The organism is Enterobacter sp. PI-10, from assembly GCF_027947695.1.
Lineage (GTDB): Bacteria > Pseudomonadota > Gammaproteobacteria > Enterobacterales > Enterobacteriaceae > Enterobacter > Enterobacter vonholyi.
This window is the reverse complement of the sequence record NZ_JAJNOG010000010.1, coordinates 44,689-67,497: the sequence shown is the minus strand read 5'-3', so window position 1 is coordinate 67,497 and position 22,809 is coordinate 44,689. Positions and strand designations below refer to the sequence as shown.

The 22,809-nt window shown below is 57.9% G+C and carries 24 protein-coding genes; 11 read left to right on the top strand and 13 right to left on the bottom strand.

Going from position 1 to position 22,809, the window contains the following annotated elements:
* Window position 1 precedes the first annotated feature (1 nt).
* The 5 genes from LRM19_RS18440 to acpT are packed head-to-tail and all read left to right on the top strand — an operon-like array spanning window position 2 to window position 4,215.
* A complete protein-coding gene (locus LRM19_RS18440) occupies window positions 2-1,171 on the top strand; it encodes a beta-ketoacyl-[acyl-carrier-protein] synthase family protein (RefSeq protein WP_271369594.1) in 1,170 nt (389 codons plus the stop codon).
* Window positions 1,168-1,641: an ApeP family dehydratase gene (locus LRM19_RS18435; protein ID WP_271369593.1), complete on the top strand. Its 474-nt coding sequence runs from the start codon at window positions 1,168-1,170 to the stop codon at window positions 1,639-1,641. The genes LRM19_RS18440 and LRM19_RS18435 overlap by 4 nt, the downstream gene beginning before the upstream one ends.
* Complete coding sequence (locus LRM19_RS18430) at window positions 1,638-2,369, top strand: 3-ketoacyl-ACP reductase FabG2 (RefSeq protein WP_111963734.1); 732 nt, start codon at window positions 1,638-1,640, stop codon at window positions 2,367-2,369. Before LRM19_RS18435 ends, LRM19_RS18430 begins: the two co-directional genes overlap by 4 nt.
* The gene (locus LRM19_RS18425) at window positions 2,366-3,595 is read left to right on the top strand and encodes a beta-ketoacyl-ACP synthase (RefSeq protein WP_115876829.1); all 1,230 of its coding nucleotides are present in this window, start codon (window positions 2,366-2,368) and stop codon (window positions 3,593-3,595) included. Before LRM19_RS18430 ends, LRM19_RS18425 begins: the two co-directional genes overlap by 4 nt.
* Window positions 3,596-3,597: 2 nt before the next feature.
* Window positions 3,598-4,215 carry a 4'-phosphopantetheinyl transferase AcpT gene (acpT, locus tag LRM19_RS18420; protein WP_115876828.1) on the top strand — a complete coding sequence of 206 codons (618 nt, stop codon included), beginning with the start codon at window positions 3,598-3,600 and terminating at the stop codon, window positions 4,213-4,215.
* On the opposite strand, the gene arnF is transcribed toward acpT, so the two are convergent.
* From arnF to LRM19_RS18380, 8 genes are all read right to left on the bottom strand, one after another.
* Window positions 4,163-4,552 carry a 4-amino-4-deoxy-L-arabinose-phosphoundecaprenol flippase subunit ArnF gene (gene arnF, locus LRM19_RS18415; RefSeq protein WP_115876827.1) on the bottom strand — a complete coding sequence of 130 codons (390 nt, stop codon included), beginning with the start codon at window positions 4,550-4,552 and terminating at the stop codon, window positions 4,163-4,165. The genes acpT and arnF overlap by 53 nt on opposite strands.
* Entirely contained in the window at window positions 4,549-4,884 is a 336-nt protein-coding gene (gene arnE, locus LRM19_RS18410; protein ID WP_244599418.1) for a 4-amino-4-deoxy-L-arabinose-phosphoundecaprenol flippase subunit ArnE, read from the bottom strand. Before arnE ends, arnF begins: the two co-directional genes overlap by 4 nt.
* Window positions 4,884-6,539 carry a lipid IV(A) 4-amino-4-deoxy-L-arabinosyltransferase gene (arnT, locus tag LRM19_RS18405; protein WP_111963729.1) on the bottom strand — a complete coding sequence of 552 codons (1,656 nt, stop codon included), beginning with the start codon at window positions 6,537-6,539 and terminating at the stop codon, window positions 4,884-4,886. Before arnT ends, arnE begins: the two co-directional genes overlap by 1 nt.
* Window positions 6,536-7,438 carry a 4-deoxy-4-formamido-L-arabinose-phosphoundecaprenol deformylase gene (gene arnD, locus LRM19_RS18400; protein ID WP_149367176.1) on the bottom strand — a complete coding sequence of 301 codons (903 nt, stop codon included), beginning with the start codon at window positions 7,436-7,438 and terminating at the stop codon, window positions 6,536-6,538. Before arnD ends, arnT begins: the two co-directional genes overlap by 4 nt.
* Window positions 7,435-9,417, bottom strand: coding sequence for a bifunctional UDP-4-amino-4-deoxy-L-arabinose formyltransferase/UDP-glucuronic acid oxidase ArnA (gene arnA / locus LRM19_RS18395; RefSeq protein WP_008503100.1), 1,983 nt, complete (start codon window positions 9,415-9,417; stop codon window positions 7,435-7,437). The genes arnD and arnA overlap by 4 nt, the downstream gene beginning before the upstream one ends.
* Entirely contained in the window at window positions 9,414-10,397 is a 984-nt protein-coding gene (gene arnC / locus LRM19_RS18390; protein ID WP_008503101.1) for an undecaprenyl-phosphate 4-deoxy-4-formamido-L-arabinose transferase, read from the bottom strand. The genes arnA and arnC overlap by 4 nt, the downstream gene beginning before the upstream one ends.
* 1 nt (window position 10,398) lies before the next feature.
* Window positions 10,399-11,538 (bottom strand): UDP-4-amino-4-deoxy-L-arabinose aminotransferase, encoded by a 1,140-nt coding sequence (gene arnB, locus LRM19_RS18385; RefSeq protein ID WP_021242163.1) that lies wholly within the window; start codon window positions 11,536-11,538, stop codon window positions 10,399-10,401.
* 326 nt (window positions 11,539-11,864) lie between these two features.
* Window positions 11,865-12,368, bottom strand: a complete 504-nt coding sequence (locus LRM19_RS18380) for a phenolic acid decarboxylase (protein WP_063417850.1) — start codon at window positions 12,366-12,368, stop codon at window positions 11,865-11,867.
* A gap of 99 nt (window positions 12,369-12,467) precedes the next feature.
* Here LRM19_RS18380 and LRM19_RS18375 point away from each other — a divergent pair, with 99 nt between their 5' ends.
* Both LRM19_RS18375 and LRM19_RS18370 read left to right on the top strand, forming a co-directional pair.
* Window positions 12,468-13,349, top strand: coding sequence for a LysR family transcriptional regulator (locus tag LRM19_RS18375; RefSeq protein WP_271369592.1), 882 nt, complete (start codon window positions 12,468-12,470; stop codon window positions 13,347-13,349).
* Window positions 13,350-13,381: 32 nt separating this feature from the next.
* Window positions 13,382-14,176, top strand: coding sequence for an SDR family NAD(P)-dependent oxidoreductase (locus tag LRM19_RS18370; RefSeq protein WP_115876820.1), 795 nt, complete (start codon window positions 13,382-13,384; stop codon window positions 14,174-14,176).
* Between the two features lie 5 nt (window positions 14,177-14,181).
* Here LRM19_RS18370 and LRM19_RS18365 read toward each other — a convergent pair whose 3' ends face one another.
* Complete coding sequence (locus LRM19_RS18365) at window positions 14,182-14,709, bottom strand: NlpC/P60 family protein (RefSeq protein WP_407719102.1); 528 nt, start codon at window positions 14,707-14,709, stop codon at window positions 14,182-14,184.
* A gap of 240 nt (window positions 14,710-14,949) precedes the next feature.
* On the opposite strand from LRM19_RS18365, the gene LRM19_RS18360 reads away from it, so the two are divergent.
* The gene (locus LRM19_RS18360) at window positions 14,950-15,612 is read left to right on the top strand and encodes an HAD family hydrolase (RefSeq protein ID WP_111963721.1); all 663 of its coding nucleotides are present in this window, start codon (window positions 14,950-14,952) and stop codon (window positions 15,610-15,612) included.
* A gap of 60 nt (window positions 15,613-15,672) precedes the next feature.
* Here LRM19_RS18360 and LRM19_RS18355 read toward each other — a convergent pair whose 3' ends face one another.
* Entirely contained in the window at window positions 15,673-16,698 is a 1,026-nt protein-coding gene (locus LRM19_RS18355; RefSeq protein ID WP_271369591.1) for a TerC/Alx family metal homeostasis membrane protein, read from the bottom strand.
* Between the two features lie 169 nt (window positions 16,699-16,867).
* A complete protein-coding gene (locus LRM19_RS18350) occupies window positions 16,868-17,266 on the bottom strand; it encodes a potassium channel family protein (RefSeq protein ID WP_115876818.1) in 399 nt (132 codons plus the stop codon).
* A gap of 317 nt (window positions 17,267-17,583) precedes the next feature.
* On the opposite strand from LRM19_RS18350, the gene LRM19_RS18345 reads away from it, so the two are divergent.
* Window positions 17,584-18,918 (top strand): MFS transporter, encoded by a 1,335-nt coding sequence (locus tag LRM19_RS18345; RefSeq protein ID WP_115876817.1) that lies wholly within the window; start codon window positions 17,584-17,586, stop codon window positions 18,916-18,918.
* 37 nt (window positions 18,919-18,955) lie between these two features.
* Here the strand turns inward: LRM19_RS18345 and LRM19_RS18340 are convergent, their stop codons facing one another.
* Complete coding sequence (locus LRM19_RS18340) at window positions 18,956-19,693, bottom strand: IclR family transcriptional regulator (RefSeq protein WP_115876816.1); 738 nt, start codon at window positions 19,691-19,693, stop codon at window positions 18,956-18,958.
* Between the two features lie 169 nt (window positions 19,694-19,862).
* Here LRM19_RS18340 and LRM19_RS18335 point away from each other — a divergent pair, with 169 nt between their 5' ends.
* On the top strand, window positions 19,863-20,555 hold the full coding sequence (locus LRM19_RS18335) for an RraA family protein (RefSeq protein ID WP_115876815.1): 693 nt from the start codon (window positions 19,863-19,865) through the stop codon (window positions 20,553-20,555).
* A complete protein-coding gene (locus tag LRM19_RS18330; protein ID WP_271369619.1) occupies window positions 20,555-21,493 on the top strand; it encodes an NAD(P)-dependent oxidoreductase in 939 nt (312 codons plus the stop codon). Before LRM19_RS18335 ends, LRM19_RS18330 begins: the two co-directional genes overlap by 1 nt.
* A gap of 32 nt (window positions 21,494-21,525) precedes the next feature.
* On the opposite strand, the gene LRM19_RS18325 is transcribed toward LRM19_RS18330, so the two are convergent.
* On the bottom strand, window positions 21,526-22,722 hold the full coding sequence (locus LRM19_RS18325) for an NAD(P)/FAD-dependent oxidoreductase (RefSeq protein WP_271369590.1): 1,197 nt from the start codon (window positions 22,720-22,722) through the stop codon (window positions 21,526-21,528).
* Between the last annotated feature and the right edge of the window lie 87 nt (window positions 22,723-22,809).

Below are 22,809 nucleotides of genomic sequence, written 5' to 3'. Positions count from 1 at the left end.
GATGATTTATATTTCCGCTGTTGGCATGGTCAACGCGCTGGGCAATTCGCCTGATATGATTGCCGCGAACCTGGTGGCAGGCGTGGCGCCGGGTATGCACGCCCGGACCGGCTGGTTGCAGGACTCACCCGAAGCCGTTCTGGGCGGCGTTGAAGGCGAATTGCCGCCCATCCCGGACACCTTCTCCGCACACCGCACCCGCAATAACCAGCTGCTGCTGGCCGCGCTGGCGCAGATTCAGCCAGCCGTCGACGAGGCTATCGCCCGCGTCGGTCGTGACCGTGTGGCCGTGGTGCTGGGAACCAGTACCTCCGGGCTGGATGAAGGCGATGAGCACGTACAGCGCATGACCCATGGCGAAGCGAGCACGCGCTGGCAGTACCCGCAGCAGGAGCTTGGCGATCCGTCCCGCTTCCTCGCCAGCTGGCTTCAGCTCGAAGGCCCGGCCTATACGATTTCAACAGCCTGCTCTTCCAGCGCGCGGGCGATGATCGGCGGCAAACGTCTGATCGAAGCCGGGCTGGTTGACATCGCCATCGTCGGCGGAGCAGATACCCTGAGCCGGATGCCCGTCAACGGCTTTAACAGCCTTGAATCCTTCTCCCCTTCGCTCTGCGAACCGTTTGGTCGCGACCGCAAGGGGATCACCATCGGAGAAGCCGCCGCGCTGATGGTATTGAGCCGCGAGCCCGCCGACGTGGCGCTGCTCGGGACGGGTGAATCCAGCGATGCGTACCATATTTCCGCCCCGCATCCGCAGGGCGAAGGAGCGATAAGGGCGATTACTCAGGCGCTTAACGAAGCGGGCATGCAGCCGGAGGATATCGGCTACATCAACCTGCACGGCACGGCCACGCCGCTTAACGATCAGATTGAATCGCAGGTGGTACACGATCTCTTCGGGGAAAGCGTGCCGTGCAGCTCAACCAAACACCTTACCGGCCATACGCTGGGCGCTGCCGGTATTACCGAAGCGGCCCTGAGCTGGCTGATTCTTTCGCGCGATCTACCGTTGCCGCCGCAGGACTTCGCCCGCTACGCGCCCGACGACACGCTGGCGCCGTGCGGCCTGCTGCACCGGCACATCGCGCTGAAAAAGCCGGTTATTCTGTCTAACTCGTTCGCGTTTGGCGGCAACAACGCCAGCATTCTGCTGGGGAGAGCCTCATGAGCTACTTATCACCCGAAGCCTATCTGCCGCACGAGGCGCCGATGATGCTGCTGGGGTCCGTAGAGAAAGTTACGGACGAGATGGCGGTCTGCCGCGTGGCAGTCAACGGGCAAAGCGTGCTGGCGCCGTTTCTCAATGCCGATGGCGACCTGCCGGGCTGGTACGCGCTTGAGCTAATGGCGCAGACCGTTGGCGTCTGGTCAGGCTGGCATCGTCAGCAGCAGGGGCAGGAACATGTCGCGCTGGGCATGGTGCTCGGCGCGCGCGAGCTGGTCTGCGCCAGCGGGCATTTCGCCGCAGGCCTGACGCTGGACATTACCGTTAAGCTGCTGATGCAGGACGAACGCTTCGGCAGTTTTGAATGCGCGATTTCCGCTAATGAAGAGACGCTGGCCACGGGCCGGGTCAATACCTTCCAGCCGAGCGCAGAAGAATTAACATCGCTATTTAATCAGGGATCTAACGCATGAGTCGTTCCGTACTGGTCACAGGGGCCAGCAAAGGCATAGGGCGCGCCATTGCCCGCCAGCTTGCCGCCGACGGGTTTACCGTAGGCGTGCATTACCATCGTGATGCCGCAGGCGCGCAGGAGACGCTGGACGCCATCACGCAGGCGGGTGGGAACGGTCGTCTACTCGCCTTTGATGTGGGCAACCGCGAACAGTGCCGCGAGGTGCTGGAGCAGGAGATTGAAACCCATGGCGCATGGTATGGCGTTGTCAGCAACGCCGGAATTACCCGCGACGGCGCCTTTCCGGCGCTGAGCGAAGACGACTGGGACAGCGTGATCCACACCAATCTCGACAGTTTTTATAACGTCATTCACCCCTGCATTATGCCGATGATTGGCACCCGTAAAGGAGGACGCATTATCACCTTATCGTCCGTGTCCGGCGTGATGGGTAACCGCGGGCAGGTGAACTACAGCGCGGCAAAAGCGGGCATTATCGGCGCCACCAAAGCGCTGGCGATTGAGCTGGCAAAACGCAAAATCACCGTGAACTGCATTGCCCCGGGGCTGATTGATACCGGCATGATTGAGATGGAAGAGGCCGCGCTGAAGGAAGCGATGTCCATCATTCCAATGAAACGTATGGGCCAGGCTGAAGAAGTCGCCGGGCTGGCAAGCTATCTGATGTCGGATATCGCGGGCTACGTTACCCGCCAGGTCATTTCCATTAATGGAGGAATGCTATGACGCGTCGCGTGGTGATTACGGGCATGGGCGGCGTGACCGCCTTTGGCGAAAACTGGCAATCCGTTTCCAGCAGGCTGCTGGCGTATGAAAACGCGGTGCGTAAAATGCCGGAATGGCAGGTCTATGATGGCCTGCATACCCTGCTCGGCGCGCCGATCGATGATTTCACGCTGCCGGAACACTATACCCGCAAGCGTATTCGCGCCATGGGCCGGGTGTCGCTGATGTCGACCCGCGCCACCGAGCTGGCGCTGGAGCAGGCGGGGCTGATTGGCGAAGCGGTGCTCACCAATGGTCAAACGGGTATCGCCTACGGTTCTTCGACAGGCAGCACCGGCCCGGTCAGCGAATTCGCCACCATGCTTACCGAAAAGCACACCAATAACATCACCGGGACAACCTACGTCCAGATGATGCCGCACACGACCGCGGTGAATACCGGCCTGTTCTTTGGATTGCGTGGCCGCGTGATCCCGACGTCGAGCGCCTGTACCTCCGGCAGCCAGGCGATTGGCTATGCCTGGGAGGCGATTCGCCACGGGTATCAGACCGTGATGGTCGCGGGTGGCGCGGAGGAGCTGTGTCCGTCTGAAGCAGCGGTGTTTGACACGCTGTTTGCCACCAGCCAGCGTAACGACGAACCCAAAACCACCCCTTCACCGTTCGATACGCAGCGCGATGGTCTGGTCATTGGGGAAGGCGCTGGCACCCTGATTCTGGAAGAACTGGAGCACGCCAGAGCGCGCGGGGCCACAATCTATGGCGAGATCGTGGGCTTTGCCACCAACTGTGACGCGGCCCATATCACCCAGCCTCAGCGTGACACCATGCAGATTTGCATGGAGCAGTCGCTGGCTATGGCGGGATTAAGCGCCCGGGATATGGGGTATATTTCCGCGCACGGTACCGCCACCGATCGCGGCGATATCGCCGAAAGCCAGGCCACTGCCGCTATCTACGGTGATAACGTGCCGGTTTCCTCGCTGAAGAGCTATTTTGGCCATACGCTTGGGGCCTGCGGCGCGCTGGAAGCGTGGATGAGCCTGCAGATGATGCGTGAAGGCTGGTTTGCCCCGACGCTCAATTTAACGCAGCCGGATGAGCAATGCGGTGCTTTAGATTATATTATGGGAGAAGCCCGTCAGATTGACTGCGAGTATTTGCAGAGCAATAACTTCGCGTTTGGCGGCATCAACACCTCGATTATCATTAAACGCTGGGCGTAACTATGTACCAGTTTGTACTGGGAAAAATCTCCACCCTTTGCGCGGACCCGCTGGCGTCAACGCTCGCAGACAGGGCGCCTCAGGGTGCCCAACAGGCCTCCTGGCTGGCCGGGAGGACGCTGCTCGCGAGAACGTTATCCCCTCACCCACTCCCCGACATTATTTACGGCGAGCAGGGGAAACCGGCCTTTGCGAAGGGTCATCCGCTGTGGTTTAACCTGAGCCACAGCGGTGACGATATCGCCCTGCTGATGAGCGATGAAGGCGAAGTCGGCTGTGATATCGAAGTGATTCGTCCCAGGAAAAACTGGCAGGCGCTGGCGAATGCGGTCTTCAGCATGACGGAGCATGATGAGCTTGAGCGCGAAGCGCCAGAGGAACGGCTTGCCGCCTTCTGGCGCATCTGGACGCGAAAAGAGGCGATCATAAAGCAGCGCGGCGGCAGCGCCTGGCAAATTGTCAGCATCGACAGCACGGCGCAGACGCACGCGGTCAGCCAGCTACAGGTCGGTTCGCTGAGCCTTGCCGTCTGTACATCGACCCCTTACACCCTGACCCACGAATCGATTATTCACGTCGGGACGTTCGGGGCAGAAAAATCACTAACACACCCAGAATAATAAACCCGACGCCCACCAGCCCGTGCCAGGAGAAGCGTTCTCCCCAGCCGGGCAGCAGGATCGCCGCGGCCCACACCAGGATGTAGCTAAGACTCAGCAAGGCATACGCTTTGCTGAGCGCCATACGATGCAGCGCCAGATACCAGCAGCCCATGGAGGCCACATACCCCATCAACCCCAGCAGCAGCGCCCCCGTGCCGGATGAGAAGTGCCACAGCGCGGAAATAAGCGCCAGAACATCGCTGACCGGCGGCAGTGCCTGCATGGCATCGCGCAGCAACAGCTGCGCCGCGCTGACTAACAGCACGCTGCATAAGGCCCAGAAAGTCCCTTTCACAGGCTCCCTCCCAGGATAACAATCCCCATGATGATGAACCCCACCCCCAGCCAGTGATGCGACGCGACGTTTTCACGCCAGAATACCCTGGCCGCCAGCGTCACCCAGACAAAATTGAGGCTCAGCATAGGGTACGCGATGCCGACAGGCAGGCGTTGCAGCACCACCAGCCAGACCAGCATCCCGCTGCCCAGCGCCAGCAGTGCCAGACCAAGCCACAGCGCGATGTGCGTCCCGCGCCGCCCGGCTTTCGCCGGACGGGTGGCCTGTTTCTGGCACAGCTGCCCAGCGCAGCTGAGCAGGCTTGCCAGTATCAGCCAGATCCAGGTCATCACTTCGGCAGGTACTCCAGCAAGGCCAGACGCCCCTGGATATAGAGATTGTCCGGCTGCGGTAAATTCGCCCGTGAAATATCGTCGCGTTTTGAGAGCAGCATGACCAGCGACACGCGCCCCTGCTGACGATGCGCTGCCAGCCACTGCGCGAAGTCGTCCTCACTGACAAAACGATCTTTCACATCGGGATAATCCAGCCCGTAGCGCAGTTCGCCGCTCTGACCAAACAGCGTGATGTCATTGCGCTTCAGCTCCCACGCAAGGCCAGCCGCCACGCCTACGTTATTGGCGAGCACGAATCGGCTCTCCTGCAGCGGCTCGCGCACGGTATCGACCAGCGACTGCGGCTGTTTGGAATCCACCACCAGGTTAGGAATAGCAAAACCAATCAGCAGCGCCAGGCCTGCTGGACACAGAGCCGCCAGCCACCAGCGCTGCTGGCTCTGCCGGAACGTAAACCAGCCTACCGCGGCCCAGATGAGGAACGCGACCACCGCGCAGAACACTTTATACAGTTCGACCGAGGTCCAGACCGGATGCTTAGACAGTCCCCACGGGGAGACCACCAGCGCGGCCACCACGCCGATAACGCCAAACGCCAGGTTAATTCCGCCGTTAATGCGCAACGCTCTGGCGCCTTTCTCCGCCGCGAGGCAGGCATAGCGCGCCATCAGGATCGCCAGCGGGGCAAAGCACGGCAGGATGTAGGTCGGCAGCTTGCCTTTGGCGATGCTGAAGAACAGCAGCGGCATCACCACCCATCCCAGCAGATAGAACCCACCGCCCGCGTTTTGTCGGTCATTCCAGCCGAGACGAAACGCGCCGGGTAAAAGCGCCAGCCACGGCAGGCTACCCGCGATCAGGAACGGCACGTAGTACCAGAACGGGGCTTTGTGCTGCGCGTCGCTCTGGGCGAAACGCTGAATATGCTCCACCCAGAAGAAGTAACGCCAGAAGTCAGGCTCTCTCTGCGCAATGGCCAGCCCCCATGGCAGAACAATCAGCACGCAGCTCAGGATCGCGAGCCAGCCAAAAATCAGCACCTCTTTCCAGCGCTTCTGGGCGATTGCCCACGGCAGCACGCCAATCACCGGTACCGCCAGCGCCAGGAAGCCTTTGGTCATCACCCCCATCCCGCAGGCCAGCCCAAGCAGCACATAGCCACCCGCTTTTCCGGCAACGGTTTGCGCCTGTGATGCCAGCCAGAAGCTGCACATCGCCGCCACCAGCCACAGGGTGATGATAGGATCCAGTACCGCATACGTGCCGATGCCATACACCAGGAACAGGGTCAGGAAGATCAGCCCGGAGAAAATGGCGGTCCGCTTATCCCGCCAGAGACGCCAGGCCATCCAGATGACCAGCAGCGCGGCTAAGCCGGTAGAGAAGATAGACCCGGCGCGCACGGCGAGGTTCGTGTGCCCGAACAGCATCTGTCCGATGCTGTTGATCCAGTAGCCAGCAATCGGCTTTTCAAAGTAACGCAGCCCCAGAAAATGCGGGACTACCCAGTCTCCGGAGGCCAGCATTTCACGGCTGATTTCCGCATAGCGCGTTTCATCAGGCTGCCAGAGCAGGCGGATATCGACCGGAATGAGGTAGTAAACGATAAACAGTGCGAGAAGCGCTAAGCCATAACGGGCTGTTTTCATGGGGCCGGACTCACGGTTTGTTGATAGCCAAGCCAGCCTTCCCGGCCAGCCATTTCATTACGGACAACTTTGCCTGCGGGCAGGGTACTAAGGTCGTCTGGCAGCAGCTCGCTCAACGGGCAGAATTCAATTCCCTCCTGAGCGGCCATAGTCAGCAGTTTGTCGAAATCATGCTGATACGCAATCCCTTCCACTTCGGCATGGATGGTATACACCGGCGTACCGGCGTCACGATGAATGCGGTCTAGGATGTAGCGATTGAACTCATTCGCTTTCACCTCGCGCCCGACCACTTCATCCCAGGTAGGAAGCGTGACCGGAATTTGCACCGTTCCGTAGCGATTTTCGCCTAACAGCGGCAAAAATGGCCCGGTTCCGCGGCAATCGCTGTTGTAGCGAAACGCGAAGGCCTCTTTAGCTTTCACCACGCGCTGATCCGCACGCCATCCCGCCACGGCGGAGCAGCGCACGGGCTGGGCGATAATGGCCTCCAGCTCCAGCATTCCACGCTCGACCTCACGGGACAGGCGCGGGATATCCCAGACGCCCGCCCAGGCTTGCCAGGCATGGTGATCCCAGGCGTGCAGACCCACCTCATGATGCTGCGCCGCCTCGCGGATAACCGCTTCATTACCCGCGCCGATGCGCCTGCCGGGCCAGGCGGTGCCTGCCAGCAAAATATCCCAGCCGTAGAGGGATGCTGCGCGCGAGCGCAGCATTTTGAACAGAAATGCCGGTTTAATCAGACGCCATAAATGGCGCCCCATGTTGTCAGGCCCCACGCTGAAGAAAATGCTGGAGCGCACGCCGTGCTTGCTCAGCAGCTCCAGCAGTTTGGGTACACCGTCACGCGTTCCCCTGAAGGTATCGACATCAATGCGTAAACCGACTTTTTTCATGAGACCTGTTCCGACAGCTCCACGGTGCGCAGGAAGAAATCGAGCGTTTCATCAATGGTCTGCTCCATCTTCACCGTCGGCGTCCAGTTCAGGCAGCGCTTCGCGTTGCGAATGCTTGGCTTACGGTGCTCAACGTCCTGGTAGCCCTTACCATAGTAGCTGCTGCTTTCCACTTCGCGGAAACCGGCAAACGGCGGGAATTTATCGCGCAGCGGATGGCGCTCAAAGCTGGCCAGCAGCATCTCGGCCAGCTCGCGAATGCTCGCTTCGTTGTCCGGGTTACCGATGTTAATGATTTCACCGTTGCAGCGGTTATCTTTGTTTTCGATGATGCGGAACAGCGCTTCGATACCGTCGCTGATATCCGTAAAGCAGCGTTTCTGTTTCCCGCCTTCGATAAGCTTGATTGGCGAGCCTTCCACCAGGTTCAGGATCAGCTGGGTGATCGCACGGGAGCTGCCAATACGCGCCGCGTTCAGGTTGTCCAGACGTGGCCCCATCCAGTTGAACGGACGGAACAGGGTAAAGCGCAGGCCCTCTTTCTCACCGTAGGCCCAAATCACGCGGTCCAGCAGCTGTTTGGAGACGGAGTAAATCCAGCGCTGCTTGTTGATCGGCCCGACCACCAGGTTGGAGGTGTCTTCATCGAAGTTCTTATCGGTACACATGCCGTACACTTCAGAGGTGGACGGGAAGATGATGCGCTTGTCGTATTTCACGCAGTCGCGGATGATCTTCAGGTTCTCTTCGAAGTCCAGCTCGAACACGCGCAGCGGGTTACGGGTGTACTCGATTGGCGTGGCAATAGCGACCAGCGGCAGCACCACGTCGCATTTCTTAATGTGGTATTCAATCCACTCGGAGTGGATGCTGATGTCCCCTTCCACGAAGTGGAAGCGCGGGTTGTCGAGGAAACGGCTGATCGCATCCGCGCCAATATCCAGGCCGTAGATTTCGTAGTTATCGTCTTTGAGCAGACGTTCGGTCAGGTGGTTACCGATAAAACCGTTCACGCCGAGGATCAGCACGCGGGTGCGGCGTTTGATGGCAACAACCGGTGCGCTGGTGATCAGCGCCCCGGCCACCAGCCCCAGCGACTGCGCCAGCTGGGTGCCCTGAACGTACAGACCGTTGTCGGTTTGGCCGGTAACGATCTCCAGCGCCTGCTCGCCGCAGCTCACAATCAGCGGGGAGACGGAGACGACGGTGCCCGGTTTTGCCGCCGGAATGTCGTCACGCACGCGGGATTTCCAGACGATGAACTTGCTGACGCCCGCAAAGCTGTAGGCGCCCGGCCACGGGTCGGTCACGGCGCGCACCAGGTTGTGCAGCTGGCGGGCCGGTTTGTTCCAGTCCAGACGACCATCTTCCGGCGCGCGGCGGCCAAAGCAGCTTGCCTTGCTCTCGTCCTGCGCGGTCTCGCTGAAGGTGCCGTTAAGGATGCCCGGCAGCGCATCGCGCAGCAGCGTCTGTGCCGTCGCGTTCAGCTTTTGATGCAGCTGCAGCGCGGTGTCGTCCGCATCAATAGCGACCTTCTGCTGCGCCACGATAGCGCCCGCATCCGCACGGCGCACCATGCGGTGCAGCGTCACGCCCGTTTCCGTTTCACCGTTCACCAGCACCCAGTTCAGCGGGGCGCGGCCACGGTAGGCAGGCAGCAGAGAACCATGAAGATTAAAGGCGCCTTTTGCAGCCAGGCCTAAGATCTCGTCGGAGAGCAGGTTGCGATAGTAAAACGAGAAGATGACGTCAGGCGCGAGGGCGCGGATGCGCTCCACCCACAGCGGGTGGTTGACGTCGTCTGGCGCATAAACCGGAATACCACGCTCGGCGGCGATACGCGCCACGGAGCCGAAAAAGTTATTCTCTCCAGCCGTGTCCGGATGGGTAAAGATTGCCGCAATGTCATAGCCCGCTTCCAGCAGGGCCTGCGTGCCCGTGCACCCCATATCGTGATAGGCAAATACAACAGCTTTCATGGGTGAATTTCCTCTTGAGATGCTTTGTGTTCCTGACGGACAACACGTTGAATAAAGTAGCGCGGACGCGCGCGAACGTCGTTATAGATACGGCCAATGTATTCACCGAGGAGACCCATCCCGACAAACTGGGCGCCGATGAACATAAACAGCACGGCAAAGAGCATGAAGACCCCTTCCGCCGCCCACTGCGGGCCAAAGACCAGTCGCAGCACCACCAGCAGAACGGACAGCGCGAAACCCGCCACGGCGATGATGCTGCCGAACACGCTCAGCAGACGCAGCGGCGTGGTGGTCAGGCAGGTGATGAGGTCGTACATCAGGTTGATGAGGCGCATAAAGCTGTACTTCGACTCCCCGTGCTCGCGCTCGGCGTGCAGGACTGGGATTTCCGTTGCCTTACGGGCAAAGGTATTCGCCAGAATCGGAATGAAGGTGCTGCGCTCATGGCAATGCAGCATGGCGTCGACAATGTGGCGGCGGTAGGCGCGCAGCATGCAGCCGTAATCGCCCATCGCTTTACCGGTCGTGCGCTGGATCAGACGGTTGATGGTACGCGAGGCCAGCTTGCGGAACAGGCTGTCCTGGCGGTTCTGACGGACCGTGCCGACCACGTCATAGCCTTCGTCGGCTTTGGCCACCAGGCGCGGGATCTCTTCCGGCGGGTTTTGCAGGTCCGCGTCCAGGGTGATAATCAGATCGCCCGTGACGTGGCTAAACCCCGCCATAATCGCCGAGTGCTGGCCGTAGTTACGGTTGAGCAGCACGGCAACGATGTGGCTGCCTTCAGCCTGCGCGGCTTCGGTCATCATCAGCGCGGAATTATCGCTACTGCCATCATCCACCAGCAGAATTTCGTAGGCCTTGCCCATCGTGTCGCAGGCGGCCGTTGTACGGCGGATCAGTTCGGGCAGGCTCTCCTGCTCGTTATAAACCGGGATGACCACGGATACTTTTTGTACAGGCGGTGCACTGAACATATCAATGTCCTGCAAGCTGATGGAGTGCGGTAATGACGCGGGTTGTGTCGTCATGAGTCATGTCCGGGAAAAGAGGGAGAGAACAAATACGCGCGCTATTCCATTCAGAATTCGGGAGCGATACATCAGGAAAACGCTCGCGGTAGTATTTTTGCGTGTGGGCCGCGCGGAAATGGAGGCCGGTACCGATGCCTTTCTCTTTCAGCGCCGCCATCAGGTTGTCGCGTGAGATCCCGCAGCGCGCTTCATCCACGCGAATAATAAACAGGTGCCAGGCGTGCTCATGCGGCCATGATGGAATGGTGAGCGGCTGGAACGGCGTATCGGCAAGCTCCCGCAGGTAGCGTTGTGCTATTTCCTCACGGCGCCTGTTGGCCTCTTTCAGTTTGCCTAGCTGCACCAGCGCCAGCGCGGCGTTGATGTCCGCCAGGTTGTATTTATAGCCCGGCGCGATCACTTCCGCCTGCGGCGCGCGACCGTGCGTCTGGCGATCATAGGCATCTACACCCAGGCCATGGAATTTCAGACTGCGGATCCGCTGTGCCAGCTGCGCGTTATCGGTGACCACCAGGCCGCCTTCCGCGCAGGTCATGTTTTTAATGGCGTGGAAGGAGAAAATTGCCGTTCCTTTCCAGCCCACGTGACGGTTTTTGTAATACGTTCCGGCGGCATGGGCCGCATCTTCAATCACCGGAATACCGTGACGTTCACCGATGGCATGAATTGCGTCGATATCACACGGCGCGCCGGCATAGTGAACGGGAATAATGGCTTTAGTGCGCGGGGTAATAGCGGCTTCAACGGCTTCTGGCGTCACCATTAATGTATCTTTGTCCACATCAATCATGACCGGCGTGGCGCCCAGCAATACGATCATATTCAGCGTGGAGACCCAGGTCTGGGAAGGGGTAATAACTTCATCGCCCGGGCCAATATCCAGCGCCATCAGCGTAACGTGCATGCCCGCGGTGGCGGAACAGAGGGCAATCGCATGCTGATTCCCGGTAAGTTGACAGAATGCCTCTTCAAGTTGCTGATTCTTAGGCCCTGTGGTGATCCAGCCCGACATCAAAACGTCCTGAAGCGCCGCAATTTCCTCAGCGCCCATCGACGGCCGCGAAAAAGGCAGAAAATCACTCATTATTAATTTCCTTGCAATCAAAATGGCATGTTTTTGATATTAACCAAATGCCAGCCCGCTTATTTCAACGAACCATAAACTCATATCAAAGTAGCTCTCTTTCCTTAGGGAAAAATTAAGACAGCGTTTACAACGCTATAAGACAACTAGCAGCCAATTGAAAAACAACAAGTTAATTTTATATTAAATATTTTTGATGTGATCTTCCGCAACATTTTGAAATGGAAACATTTAAACCAATCCTCAACAAACAAAAAAAATCCCGGCTATTTCAAAATAATATGAAATAGCCGGGAACTTTTCTATTTAGTTAATTGTCGCGCTTATTACATGTTATCTGGAAAGTTTTTCGGTAATTCACTGGCCGCGCAGGCGATCACGCTTTCATTATTGGCACCGCAGTCGCGTACAAAGGTGATTGTGGCAAATTCATCAATCACTTCCGTTGGATACGCCGGGCCCGCATCACGGTAGCTGTTCATCAGTGGAATATGATCGTTCTGGAAGCAGACGGTTTTTTCCGGGTTGTTCATGACCCAGCGCGGGAAGAAGATGGTGCCGTGGAACAGTTTGTCGCCCAGGTTCACAATCAGGCTGACGTCGGTACCGGTTGGCTCGGTCCAGGAAATTTTATAGATGCTCTCCCCTACCCGCACGATGTAAGCCTGCTGATCTTTCACCCAACGGTTTGCCACCAGACCGCTGTGAATACGGTAATCCAGGGTCGTCTCATTTTTGACGTAAATCTCGTAGTTCCAGCCGTTGTCGTAGGTATAAACAAGGTGTTTGCCAACGAAGCCGCTTAAGTCGTGTTTGTCGAAGGTGTTCATAAGATGTCTCCTTTGTTTTGATGAGACGATCGTACCACTTCAAAAAATGAATGAATAACGCTATGTTTTAATCAAATTCATCCAAATTTTAGATAAATTATGCACAAGACGACGCTGGAACAATGGTCTTTACTGGAAAGAGTGGTCGAGGCGGGCAGCTTTGCCAAAGCCGCAGAAGAAACCCACCGCAGCCAGTCTTCGGTGAGCTATAACCTGTCGCTGCTGCAGGAGCGGCTCGGCGTGGCGCTGCTGGTCCCGGAGGGGCGACGGGCGGTGTTAACGCCGGCAGGAGAACTGCTGCTCAACCAGGTTAAACCGCTGCTGAAAGCCTTTTCGTACGTTGAGACGCGCGCAGCGACCCTTCGCAACGGGATGCGCACGCGGCTGGATCTGGTGGTGGATTCCATTTTCCCCCGCCGCCGCCTGTTTGCCATTCTGCGCCAGTTCCAGCAGCAGTATCCGCAAACCCAGGTACGCCTCACCGAGGTGCTGGAAAACACCCGGAACGATGCCATTAACGACGAAGCCGATGTGATGGTTCTCACCCGCCGCCAGGACATGACCGGGCTCGGCGAATGGCTGATGAATATCGACTTTGTTGCCGTGGCCCACCATCAGCATCCTCTCTTTCACCTCGACGCGCCGCTTAACGACGACATGCTACGCCCGTGGCCGCTCATTCAGATTGCGGACAGCCAGCCCGCCGCGCGCGCGGCCGGTGAGTCATGGACCTTCTCCACCATCGATGCCGCCATTGAGGCCGTCCTCTCTCAGGTCGGCTACGGCTGGCTGCCAGAGGAACGCATCCTGACCCAGCTGGATCAAGGCGTGCTGAAACGCCTGCCGCTGAGCCACGGCGCACGCAGAGCAACGCCGCTACATCTGATTGTAAAGCGCTCTCTCGCCCCGCTTGATGAGCAGGTTGAGACGCTATTGCGCCTTTTTAGCCAGGAGCCGCCATCCTCACCTGCTACGCTTTAAGGTCCGAACGTTAAAACGATAAGGAGCAGATGATGAAAATCGACTTTGCGGGGAAAGTGGCGCTGGTAACCGCCTCAACCGGCGGGATCGGATTCGCCATTGCCAGAGGTCTGGCAGAAAGCGGTGCGGAAGTGATCGTCAATGGCCGGAGCACGGAATCGGTGAATAGAGGCATTCAGCAGCTGCAGCAGGTAGTGCCAGGCGTACAGGTGCGCGCCGCGATTGCCGATCTCAGCACGGCGGAAGGGGTAGAATCGCTGCTGAAGGTGGCGAATAACGTCGATATTCTGGTCAACAACGCCGGGATTTACGGTCCGCAGGATTTCTATGCCACCGACGATGAGACCTGGGAGCGTTACTGGCAGACCAACGTGATGTCCGGCGTACGCCTGTCCCGCGCCCTGCTGCCGGGCATGGTGCAGAAAGGCTGGGGACGCGTGGTGTTTATCTCGTCCGAGTCGGCCTGCAATATTCCGGCAGATATGATCCACTACGGCGTGACCAAAACGGCGCAGCTCTCGCTGGCGCGCGGGCTGGCGAAGTTCGTGGCGGGAAGCGGCGTGACGGTCAACAGCGTCTTGCCGGGGCCAACGATGTCTGACGGTTTCGCAGAGATGATGAAAGATGAAATCGAAAAAACCGGCAAATCGCTGGAGCAGCTGGCGAAAGAGTTTGTGATGGCCAACCGCCCCAGCTCGGTTATCCAGCGCGCGGCCACGGTTGAAGAGGTGGCCAATATGGTGATTTATGTCTGTTCGACCCAGGCCTCCGCCACCTCGGGCGCGGCGCTGCGCGTCGATGGTGGCGTCGTGGATGACATCATCTGATGCAGTCAGGCCGCGCTGCCTGCGACCCGACGAGCGGTAATATAGTGTGCTTGCCAGTAATCATCCGTCAGGGTTGAAACCGTTACGCCCTGGCTGCTTGAGGCATGAATAAACTGGCTGTCGCCAATATAAACGCCAACGTGCTTGCGGTTCGGACCCGTCTGGAAGAATACCAGGTCTCCGGGCCTCAGGCGATATTGCGCCACCTGCACGCCGCGATGAATTTGCTCGCGCGTTGTGCGCGGCAAATTAAGGTGTGCCGCATCGCTAAACAGGTGCTGCATCAGCGCGGAGCAATCCACCCCGCGATGCGTGGTTCCGCCCCACCGGTACTGGGTGCCTTTCCATTTCTGGTATTGATCGAGAATACGCGAGCGCAGCGGGCCTGTTTCCTGATGCACCAGCGCAGATTTCGCCGGTGAAACTGCCAGCTCACTGTTCATCGAGACCATCGACGCTGGAAGTTGAAAGCTAAACGCAGAAAACGAAGCAAAACTTAACGTGAGGATTGAAATAAGCGATCTAAGAGTCATATCAAGAAAGAAGTAGTGAGTGAGTTTTTCCTTACCTGTGGGGTTCAATGGGTTCCCCTAAATATCTTGCGATGTGGCGATAATATAGACAGGTCGTTTTTTCGCCAATCCTTATCGAGGCCAAAAATAGACTGACTTTGAGATCGCAAGATCGAGAAAAAAATGGTGGGGATATAAGGACTGTCCTGCTAAAGCAGGTAAACTGATCCGCAGAATGTGTATTTCAGCTAAGACGTATTTATGACCAATATGATTGCCGACGAGACGGTGGCAAAATCTAACGTGCTCTCTGTCTTTGACTTTGACGGGACGTTAACGCACCACGACAGCTTTATTCCTTTCCTGCGTTTTGCCTTCGGTAAACGTTACTTCGCGGGCCGCCTGGTGCGCATGGCGCTGCCCACGCTCCACTGCGTGCGTCGCAAGCTGACGCGCGATGAGCTGAAGGAAGTGCTGATTAAAACGTTCCTGACGGGCGTCGATGAACACTGGTTGCGACAGCAGGCGGAAGCGTTTTGCGAAAAATACTGGAACAAGCTGATGCGTCCCGAAGGAGTTCTGGCGGTGGCGGCTGAGGTGAATTCCGGTGCGGAAGTGACCATCTGTTCCGCATCCCCGGCGCTGGTGCTCCAGCCGTGGGCTGACAAACTGGGCATTAAGCTGATTGGCACGCAGCTGGAAGTGAAAGACGGCAAGCTGACGGGGCGCATCACGGGCAATAACTGCCGCTGCGCCCAGAAGGTGGCCAGGCTGGAAAAAGTGTATGGCGATCTCAACGCCTATCACCTGCGTGCCTGGGGAGACACCCGCGGCGACCACGAGCTGCTGGCGGCGGCGCAGGATCCGCACTGGCGGCACTTCCATCACCCGCGCAAGCGTCGGAATTCACCGATTAAGGGTTAGGTGCGGTCTGGTGCCCTCACCCCGGCCCTCTCCCACAGGGAGAGGGAGAAAAACGATGCATCAGGCCTCACGTTTTCCCGGGAACATCACGCTCGCAATAATTCCCAGCGCCAGCACGCCCAATACCACAAACAGGCTGGCCGTGGCGCCAATGCTGTAACCGTGATGCCAGAAGTGATCGGTGGCATTTAACCCCAGCTTGAACGCCACGAAGAACAGCAGAAGCACCACCGCCTTCTCGAGATGCACCAGATACTGCTTCAGCGCTTCCAGCACGAAGTAAAGCGTACGCAGGCCAAGAATGGCGAACATCATGGCGCTGTAGATAATCAGCGGTTCGCGGCTCACGGCAATAATGGCAGGCACGGAGTCAAACGCGAACATCACGTCAGAGAGTTCGACGACGGCCACGCAAAGTAATAGCGGCGTCGCATAGCGCTTCGCCTTCTTCACGCGTCCGACCATCACGTCCTGGTTTTCCGGCTTTTCAAGCTCCGCATCCACCTCTTTCTGCGTCAGAATAAAGGCATTGCTGCTGATTTTTGGCCAGACCGGATAGAAGCGCTTCACCAGACGATAGGCGAGATGACCCGAGTAATCTTCCACTTCGTCACTCTCTTCATTGCGTCGGAGCATCATCACCGCCGTCCAGCCGACGACCAGCGCGAAAATTACCTCAACGTACGGCCCAAGGCTTAGCAGGCTGGTCCCGATAGCCACAAAGATGCCGCGGAAGACAATTGCCCCCAGCACGCCCCAGTAGAGCACGCGGTGACGGTACTTATCCGGCACGCCGAACCAGGCGAAGATCGCCATCATCACGAACAGGTTATCGACGGAAAGCACCTCTTCCAGCGCGTAGCCGGTGAGGAACAGGCTCGCCATCTGGGCGCCGTGGTGAACGTACAGGAAACCGGCGAAGGCCATCGCCATCATGACCCAGAAAACGGACCACATCGCCGCGCTTTTCAGCGAGATCGGTTTATCGTGACGGTGCATAAAGAGGTCGATAAACATCGCTCCAACGGCCATCACCACAAAGACAACAACGGTTTCAGTCGGGAAACCGAGATGAGCAGCAGACATACAAAACCCTTTTGGCAGACAAAACACAACACCATGCAAACTGGCGTAAACCAGGAACAGAAAAGGGTGGGCTGTTAATCAGCCTTTTCACCCTCAAAGCCGCAGCCCTGTCGGCTACGTAAAGAGGGGTGTACTTTACCTTACCAGGCGGGGATCGCGCATCTGCCGTTTAGGCGCTCATTCCGCGCAAGCGCTGCAGCACCGCCACCAGAACCGCTACAGACCAGCCCACCATCAACGCGCCCACCAGCCCCTCCACCCCGCCGATGAGCCGCCAGTGCTGGGGTAACGTGACGTCGCCGTACCCTACCGTCGCATAGCTCACCAGTGAAAAGTAGAAGCTGGTGTTCCAGTCATTAAACGCGTCGATGACAAAATAAAACGCCGCAAACAGTCCGGCCTCAAGGAGATGGGCAAAAATCATGGAGATCACGATACCGACATTGCGTAAAACAATGCGTACCGCAGAATCGACGTCTAATTTAATGAATTTTAAAACGCCAAACATCCACAGCGAATGAATCACCACGGTTAGGGTAAGCAAAATAATAATACTGAGTAGCTGCATGATGCGTGCTCTGACCAAAGGGAGTATGGCCCCGCGAGCGCGGCGGGGCATCTGGTCGAAGCTTAGTTGAATGGAGAGGAAAAGCTGGTGCAATAATTGCGTTGCGTGATTATTTCTCTACCGGCACGACCAGCTTGCGGCTGGTTAGCAGCTGAAAACGCTATATCCGCAGCGCACTATCTGTGAGTCACCTCTTATTTACATCATTTAAACCTTCCATTAACTGGATAAAAATAACGCGCCGTCGCTATAGTGGTTTTGTTTAATAAAACCAAGTTGTACCTAATAAAACAAAGAACACACCCTGCGAGGATACAATGACAGAACATTTACGTAACGGCGCGACCGCCACCGAGGACATAGAAAGAGAGACGATGCGGAAGGTGATCTGGCGTATTCTCCCGTTTCTGATTGTCAGTTACCTGGTCTCCATTATCGATCGCGGGAATATCGGCATGGCTTCGCTGCAGATGAATGAGGACCTTGACCTCAGCAAAGCGGCGTTTGGCTTCGCCAGCAGCCTTTACTTCGTGGCCTATTTTTTGTTTGAGGTACCCAGTAATCTGGCCATGCAGAAAGTCGGCGCCCGGCTGTGGATCCCGCGCATTATGATCAGCTGGGGCATCGTCTCCATGGGCATGGCGCTGGTTCAAAACACCACGTCGCTCTATATCGTCCGTTTTCTTCTCGGGGCAGCGGAAGCAGGCTTCTTCCCAGGCGTCGTGCTGTATCTGACCTGGTGGATCCCTTCCCGCTACCGCGCGCGCATTATTGCGTCCTTTATGGTCGCCATCCCGCTCGCTAACTTCATCGGTTCCCCGCTTTCAGGGTTGATACTGTCGCTGGATGGCTGGCTGGGTCTTCGCGGCTGGCATCTGCTGTTCATCATTGAAGGCTTACCTGCGGTGCTGCTGGGTATTGCGGCCTGGTTTATTCTCCGGGATCGCCCTCATCAGGCGAAATGGCTGAGCAATGAACAGAAAAAGTGGCTGGAAACCACGCTGGAAACCGAGCGGAGCCAGCAAAAGAACATTGGGCATCAGACGACGTGGCAGTTGCTGAAGCATCGCCAAATCTGGCTGATGGCGCTGATTTACGCGGGCGCATCGTCCGCGGGCACCACCATCAGCGTCTGGTCTCCTCAACTGCTGAAATCCTTCCATCTCGATAATCTTGAGACAGGTCTGCTTAACGCCATTCCTTACGGCCTGGCATCGGTTCTGATGATTGTCTGGGGACGACATTCCGATCGCACCAACGAACGCCGCTGGCATACCGCGCTGACGCTGTTCATGATTGCCGCCGGCGTGTTCGCTGCCTTTGTAAACGTCTCGCTCTTTGCCACTATCGTGATCCTGAGCATTATCCTGACAGGCGCGTATTCTGCGAAAGGGCCTTTCTGGGCGCTGGCATCCGGCTGGATGAGCAGCTCCTCGGCGGCGGCAGGGCTGGCCGCGATTGGCGCCATCGCGAACCTGATTGGCGGGGTGGTCATGGTAAATGCCTACGGCATAATCAGCGAGCAGACGGGCAGCTACACGCTGGCTATGCTTCCGCTAGCCGCGCTTTGCCTGGCCGGGGGTATCGCGGTGCTCATTATGGGACGGCAGGCCCGCAACGCTCAGCTACACGAAAAACAGGTCACACATTAGTGATGACAGAAGCGGGACAAATGTCCCGCTTCTGCGTTTAAAGATTTTCTTCCGCCGCGTCGCTCGTTTCACCAAAGAACTGCTGACAGAAGGGCTTACTGGCTCCCATTTTCTGCGACAGACGGCTGGCCGCCGCCTTCATCAATGGCCCTATCTCCTTCTCACGACGATCTTCCGTCAGCCGTGAGATGGGGCCGGTCAGGGCTAACGCCGAAACCAGCTTGTCGTGAACGCCGAAGACGGGCATCGCAAACGCCGCGGTGTGGGGATCGCGTGCGCCTGACGTGTAGAAAGGGAGTTCTGCGTCTCCCTCCGGCAGGCTTTCATTGAGCCCCCAATGGCGCAAGACCTTACTAATGGCCGAATTATCGAGCGGGAACTGGCTGCCGGGAAGATTGCTGTGTCGCAGGCCGTGCGACGCTTCCGCGCGAAACAGGCAAAGGCGCTGCCCACCCTCCAGCACATACCAGCTGGCACTCTCCTGAGACGCCAGGGAGAGCGCCTGAAGCTCTGGCTGAACCACCCGCGAAAGATGGAAAGATTGTTCATACAGCTTGCCGAGGTAAAGCAGACGTGGGCCAAGCGCATAATTGCCGTCTTCATGCCTGACGACGTAATTCATCCGTTCAAGAGAATTCATCAGGCGGTAAACCGTGGTTTTGTGATAACCCGACAGCTGTGCCAGCGCGGTCAGCGTCAGGCTCTCATCCCCAGGACGGAAGCAATCCAGTAAAGCCAGCGCTTTTTCAACCGCTACAACGCCTTCATTCCCCATCATTATCTCCTTGTTAGCCCGGCAGTGAGTGTACCTCAAATTTTGTGAGTCACTTCGTGTTTACATCACAAACGCCACCTCGGGTCTGGCTAAAAGGAAAGCAACACCGCTATAGTTGTTTTGTTCTGTACACCTGCATTGTACTCAGTAAAACAATATGGAGACATTCATGTCCGTTTCTGAAAAAAAACCGATTAATCGCCAGTTCGAACGCGTTTCTGCCGAGGATGTTCGTCGGGCAGCCGAGTATCAGGCAGCCATTCTGGCCGACGTGGCCGGTCGCCGCGGTACGCTTCACGGCCGCATCAAACCGCTGGCCCCACACATGTCCGTTGCGGGTCCGGCCATCACCGTGGAAGTCCGTCCGGGTGATAATCTGGCGATTCATGCCGCGATGGCGGTTGCGCAGCCCGGCGATGTCCTGGTCGTCGATGGCAAAGGCGACCTGAGCTGCGCGCTGCTTGGCGAAATCATGGCTACTCAGGCTCAGGCGAGCGGCATTGCGGGCATCATTATTGACGGCGCTGTACGTGACGCCGATTCCCTGAGCAAAGGCCACTACCCTGTCTTTTCTGCCGGCCTGAACCCCTGCGGCCCGACAAAGTTAATTTCTGGCCGGGTTAATCATCCCATTTCAGTCGCCGGGGCGACGGTTCAGGCCGGGGATCTGGTTGTCGCGGATATCGACGGCGTGGTCGTCATCCCGCGCGATGAGGTTCAGCAGGTTATCGCGCTGGCAAAAGAAAAGCTGGAGATGGAGACCCGGCGTCTTGCCGCCATCCGTGAAGGCGATTTGCGTCCACACTGGCTTGATGACGCGCTTCGTAAGGCCGGTATGTTGACCGACGGGGAGACGCTGTGATGGGGGGCAAAGACGTAGTTCTGGTTACCGGAAGCGACCTGGCGGAGCAGGCCAAGGTGATGCTGCAGGGCTTTGAGGTGGTGTTTGCGGGCCGCCAGCCGACAGAAGATGACCTGATCGCGCTGTGTGAACAACACAATCCCGTGGCGATTCTGGTTCGTTACGGCCGGATCACCGCGAAGGTTATGGATGCCGCCCCGGCTCTGCAGGTTATTTCCAAGCACGGAAGCGGGATCGATGTGATAGACCAGACGGCAGCGGCCGAACGCAATATCGCCGTCCGCGCTGCGCCAGGCGCAAACGCGGCAGCAGTGGCTGAACATACCTGGGCGCTGATCCTCGCCTGCGCAAAGTCCGTGGTGCCTCTGGACAAGCGGTTACGGGACGGGCACTGGGATAAGGCGACGCATAAATCCATTGAGCTGGAGGGCTTAACGCTGGGGCTAATCGGGTTGGGCGCTATCGGCTCGCGCGTGGCGACTATTGGTCACGCCTTCGGCATGAAGGTGCTGGCTTACGATCCCTATGCTAAGTCCATGCCTGCCCTGTGCGAACGCGCAGAGACGCTGACCGGACTTCTTTCCCGTTCCGATGTCATCTCTTTGCACTGTCCTCTGACCGATGAGAATCGGGAGATGATCAATAGCGAGACGCTCGCACACTGCAAGCGGAACGCCATTCTGGTCAATACGGCACGCGGCGGACTGATCCACAGTGAATCGTTACTGGCGGCGCTCCAGGATGGCACGCTGCACAGCGCAGCGCTGGACAGCTTTCCCCACGAGCCGCTGACCGCGCCACATCTCTGGCAGTCCGTAGAAAACGTGGTTATTTCACCGCATATTGGCGGCGTTACCGCAGCGTCATACATCAAGATGGGGACCGTGGCCGCGAGCAATATTCTGGCCGTGACGGACGTCAACACCGTCAGCCCGTAAAGCCAACCGCGACGAGTGGCAGCGCGCTTATGTCACTTGTCTTCTGCCAGCGCCTGAGCACACGCCCAGGCACTTGCCCATGCCCACTGGAAGTTGTACCCGCCGAGCCAGCCGGTCACGTCCATCACTTCGCCAATAAAATAGAGCCCCGGCACGTTGCGCGCTTCCATGGTGCGGGAAGAGAGCTCATTCGTGTCGACCCCGCCCAGCGTAACTTCCGCGGTGCGGTAGCCTTCCGTGCCGTTTGGCTGCACGCGCCAGTTTGTCAGGGTCTCCACCAGAACATCCTGCTCGCGGCTGTTAAGCTGCTTGAGCGACACGTCGGGGATCTGCCCCAGCGCCTGCAAACATTCCACCAGACGTTTTGGTAGCTGCATTGCCAGCGTGTTTTTCAGGCTCTGGTTCGGGTGTGCGGTACGCTGCTCATTAAGGAACGCGTCTAGATCGCAATCGGGGAGCAGGTTAACCGTGACAAACTCCCCCGGCTGCCAGTAGCTGGAGATTTGCAGTACCGCCGGGCCGGAGAGGCCGCGATGGGTAAAGAGCAGGTTTTCGCGGAACACCGTCCCGTCTTCGGCGGTAATGACGGAGGGAACGGACACGCCGGACAGCGTCTGGAGCTGCTCGAGAAGCGGTTTATGCAGCGTGAACGGCACCAGCCCGGCGCGCGTAGGCAGGACTTTCAGGCCAAACTGCTCGGCAATCTTATAGCCGAACGGGGAAGCGCCCAGCCCCGGCATGGACAGGCCGCCGCTGGCAATCACCAGATTATCGGCGCTGACGGTTTCGCCGTTGAGCTGCAGCGTGTAGCCCTGGTCGTCGCGGGAAACCTCCAGCACCTCGGTGCGCAGGCGCATGACCACGCCGCCCTTCTCGCACTCGGCCACCAGCATATCGACAATCTGCTGCGCGGAGTCGTCGCAAAACAGCTGTCCCAGCGTTTTTTCATGCCATGCAATACCGTGCTTACCCACCAGGTCGATAAAGTCCCACTGGGTATAACGCGCCAGCGCAGATTTACAAAAATGACGGTTTTGGCTCAAATAGGCCGCGGGTTCAACATACAGATTAGTAAAGTTGCAGCGCCCGCCGCCGGACATCAGGATCTTACGGCCTGGCTTTTTACCGTTATCCAGCAGCAGCACGCGGCGACCCGCCTGTCCGGCCATTGCCGCACAAAACATACCCGCCGCACCGGCGCCAATTACCACGGCATCAAACCTTTCCACGTCAAAACCCTCTTTGTTAACTGCCGCGGATTGTAAAGTTTCCTATGTGGTCACACCAGCGTAAAAAGATATTACAAAGCCATTCCA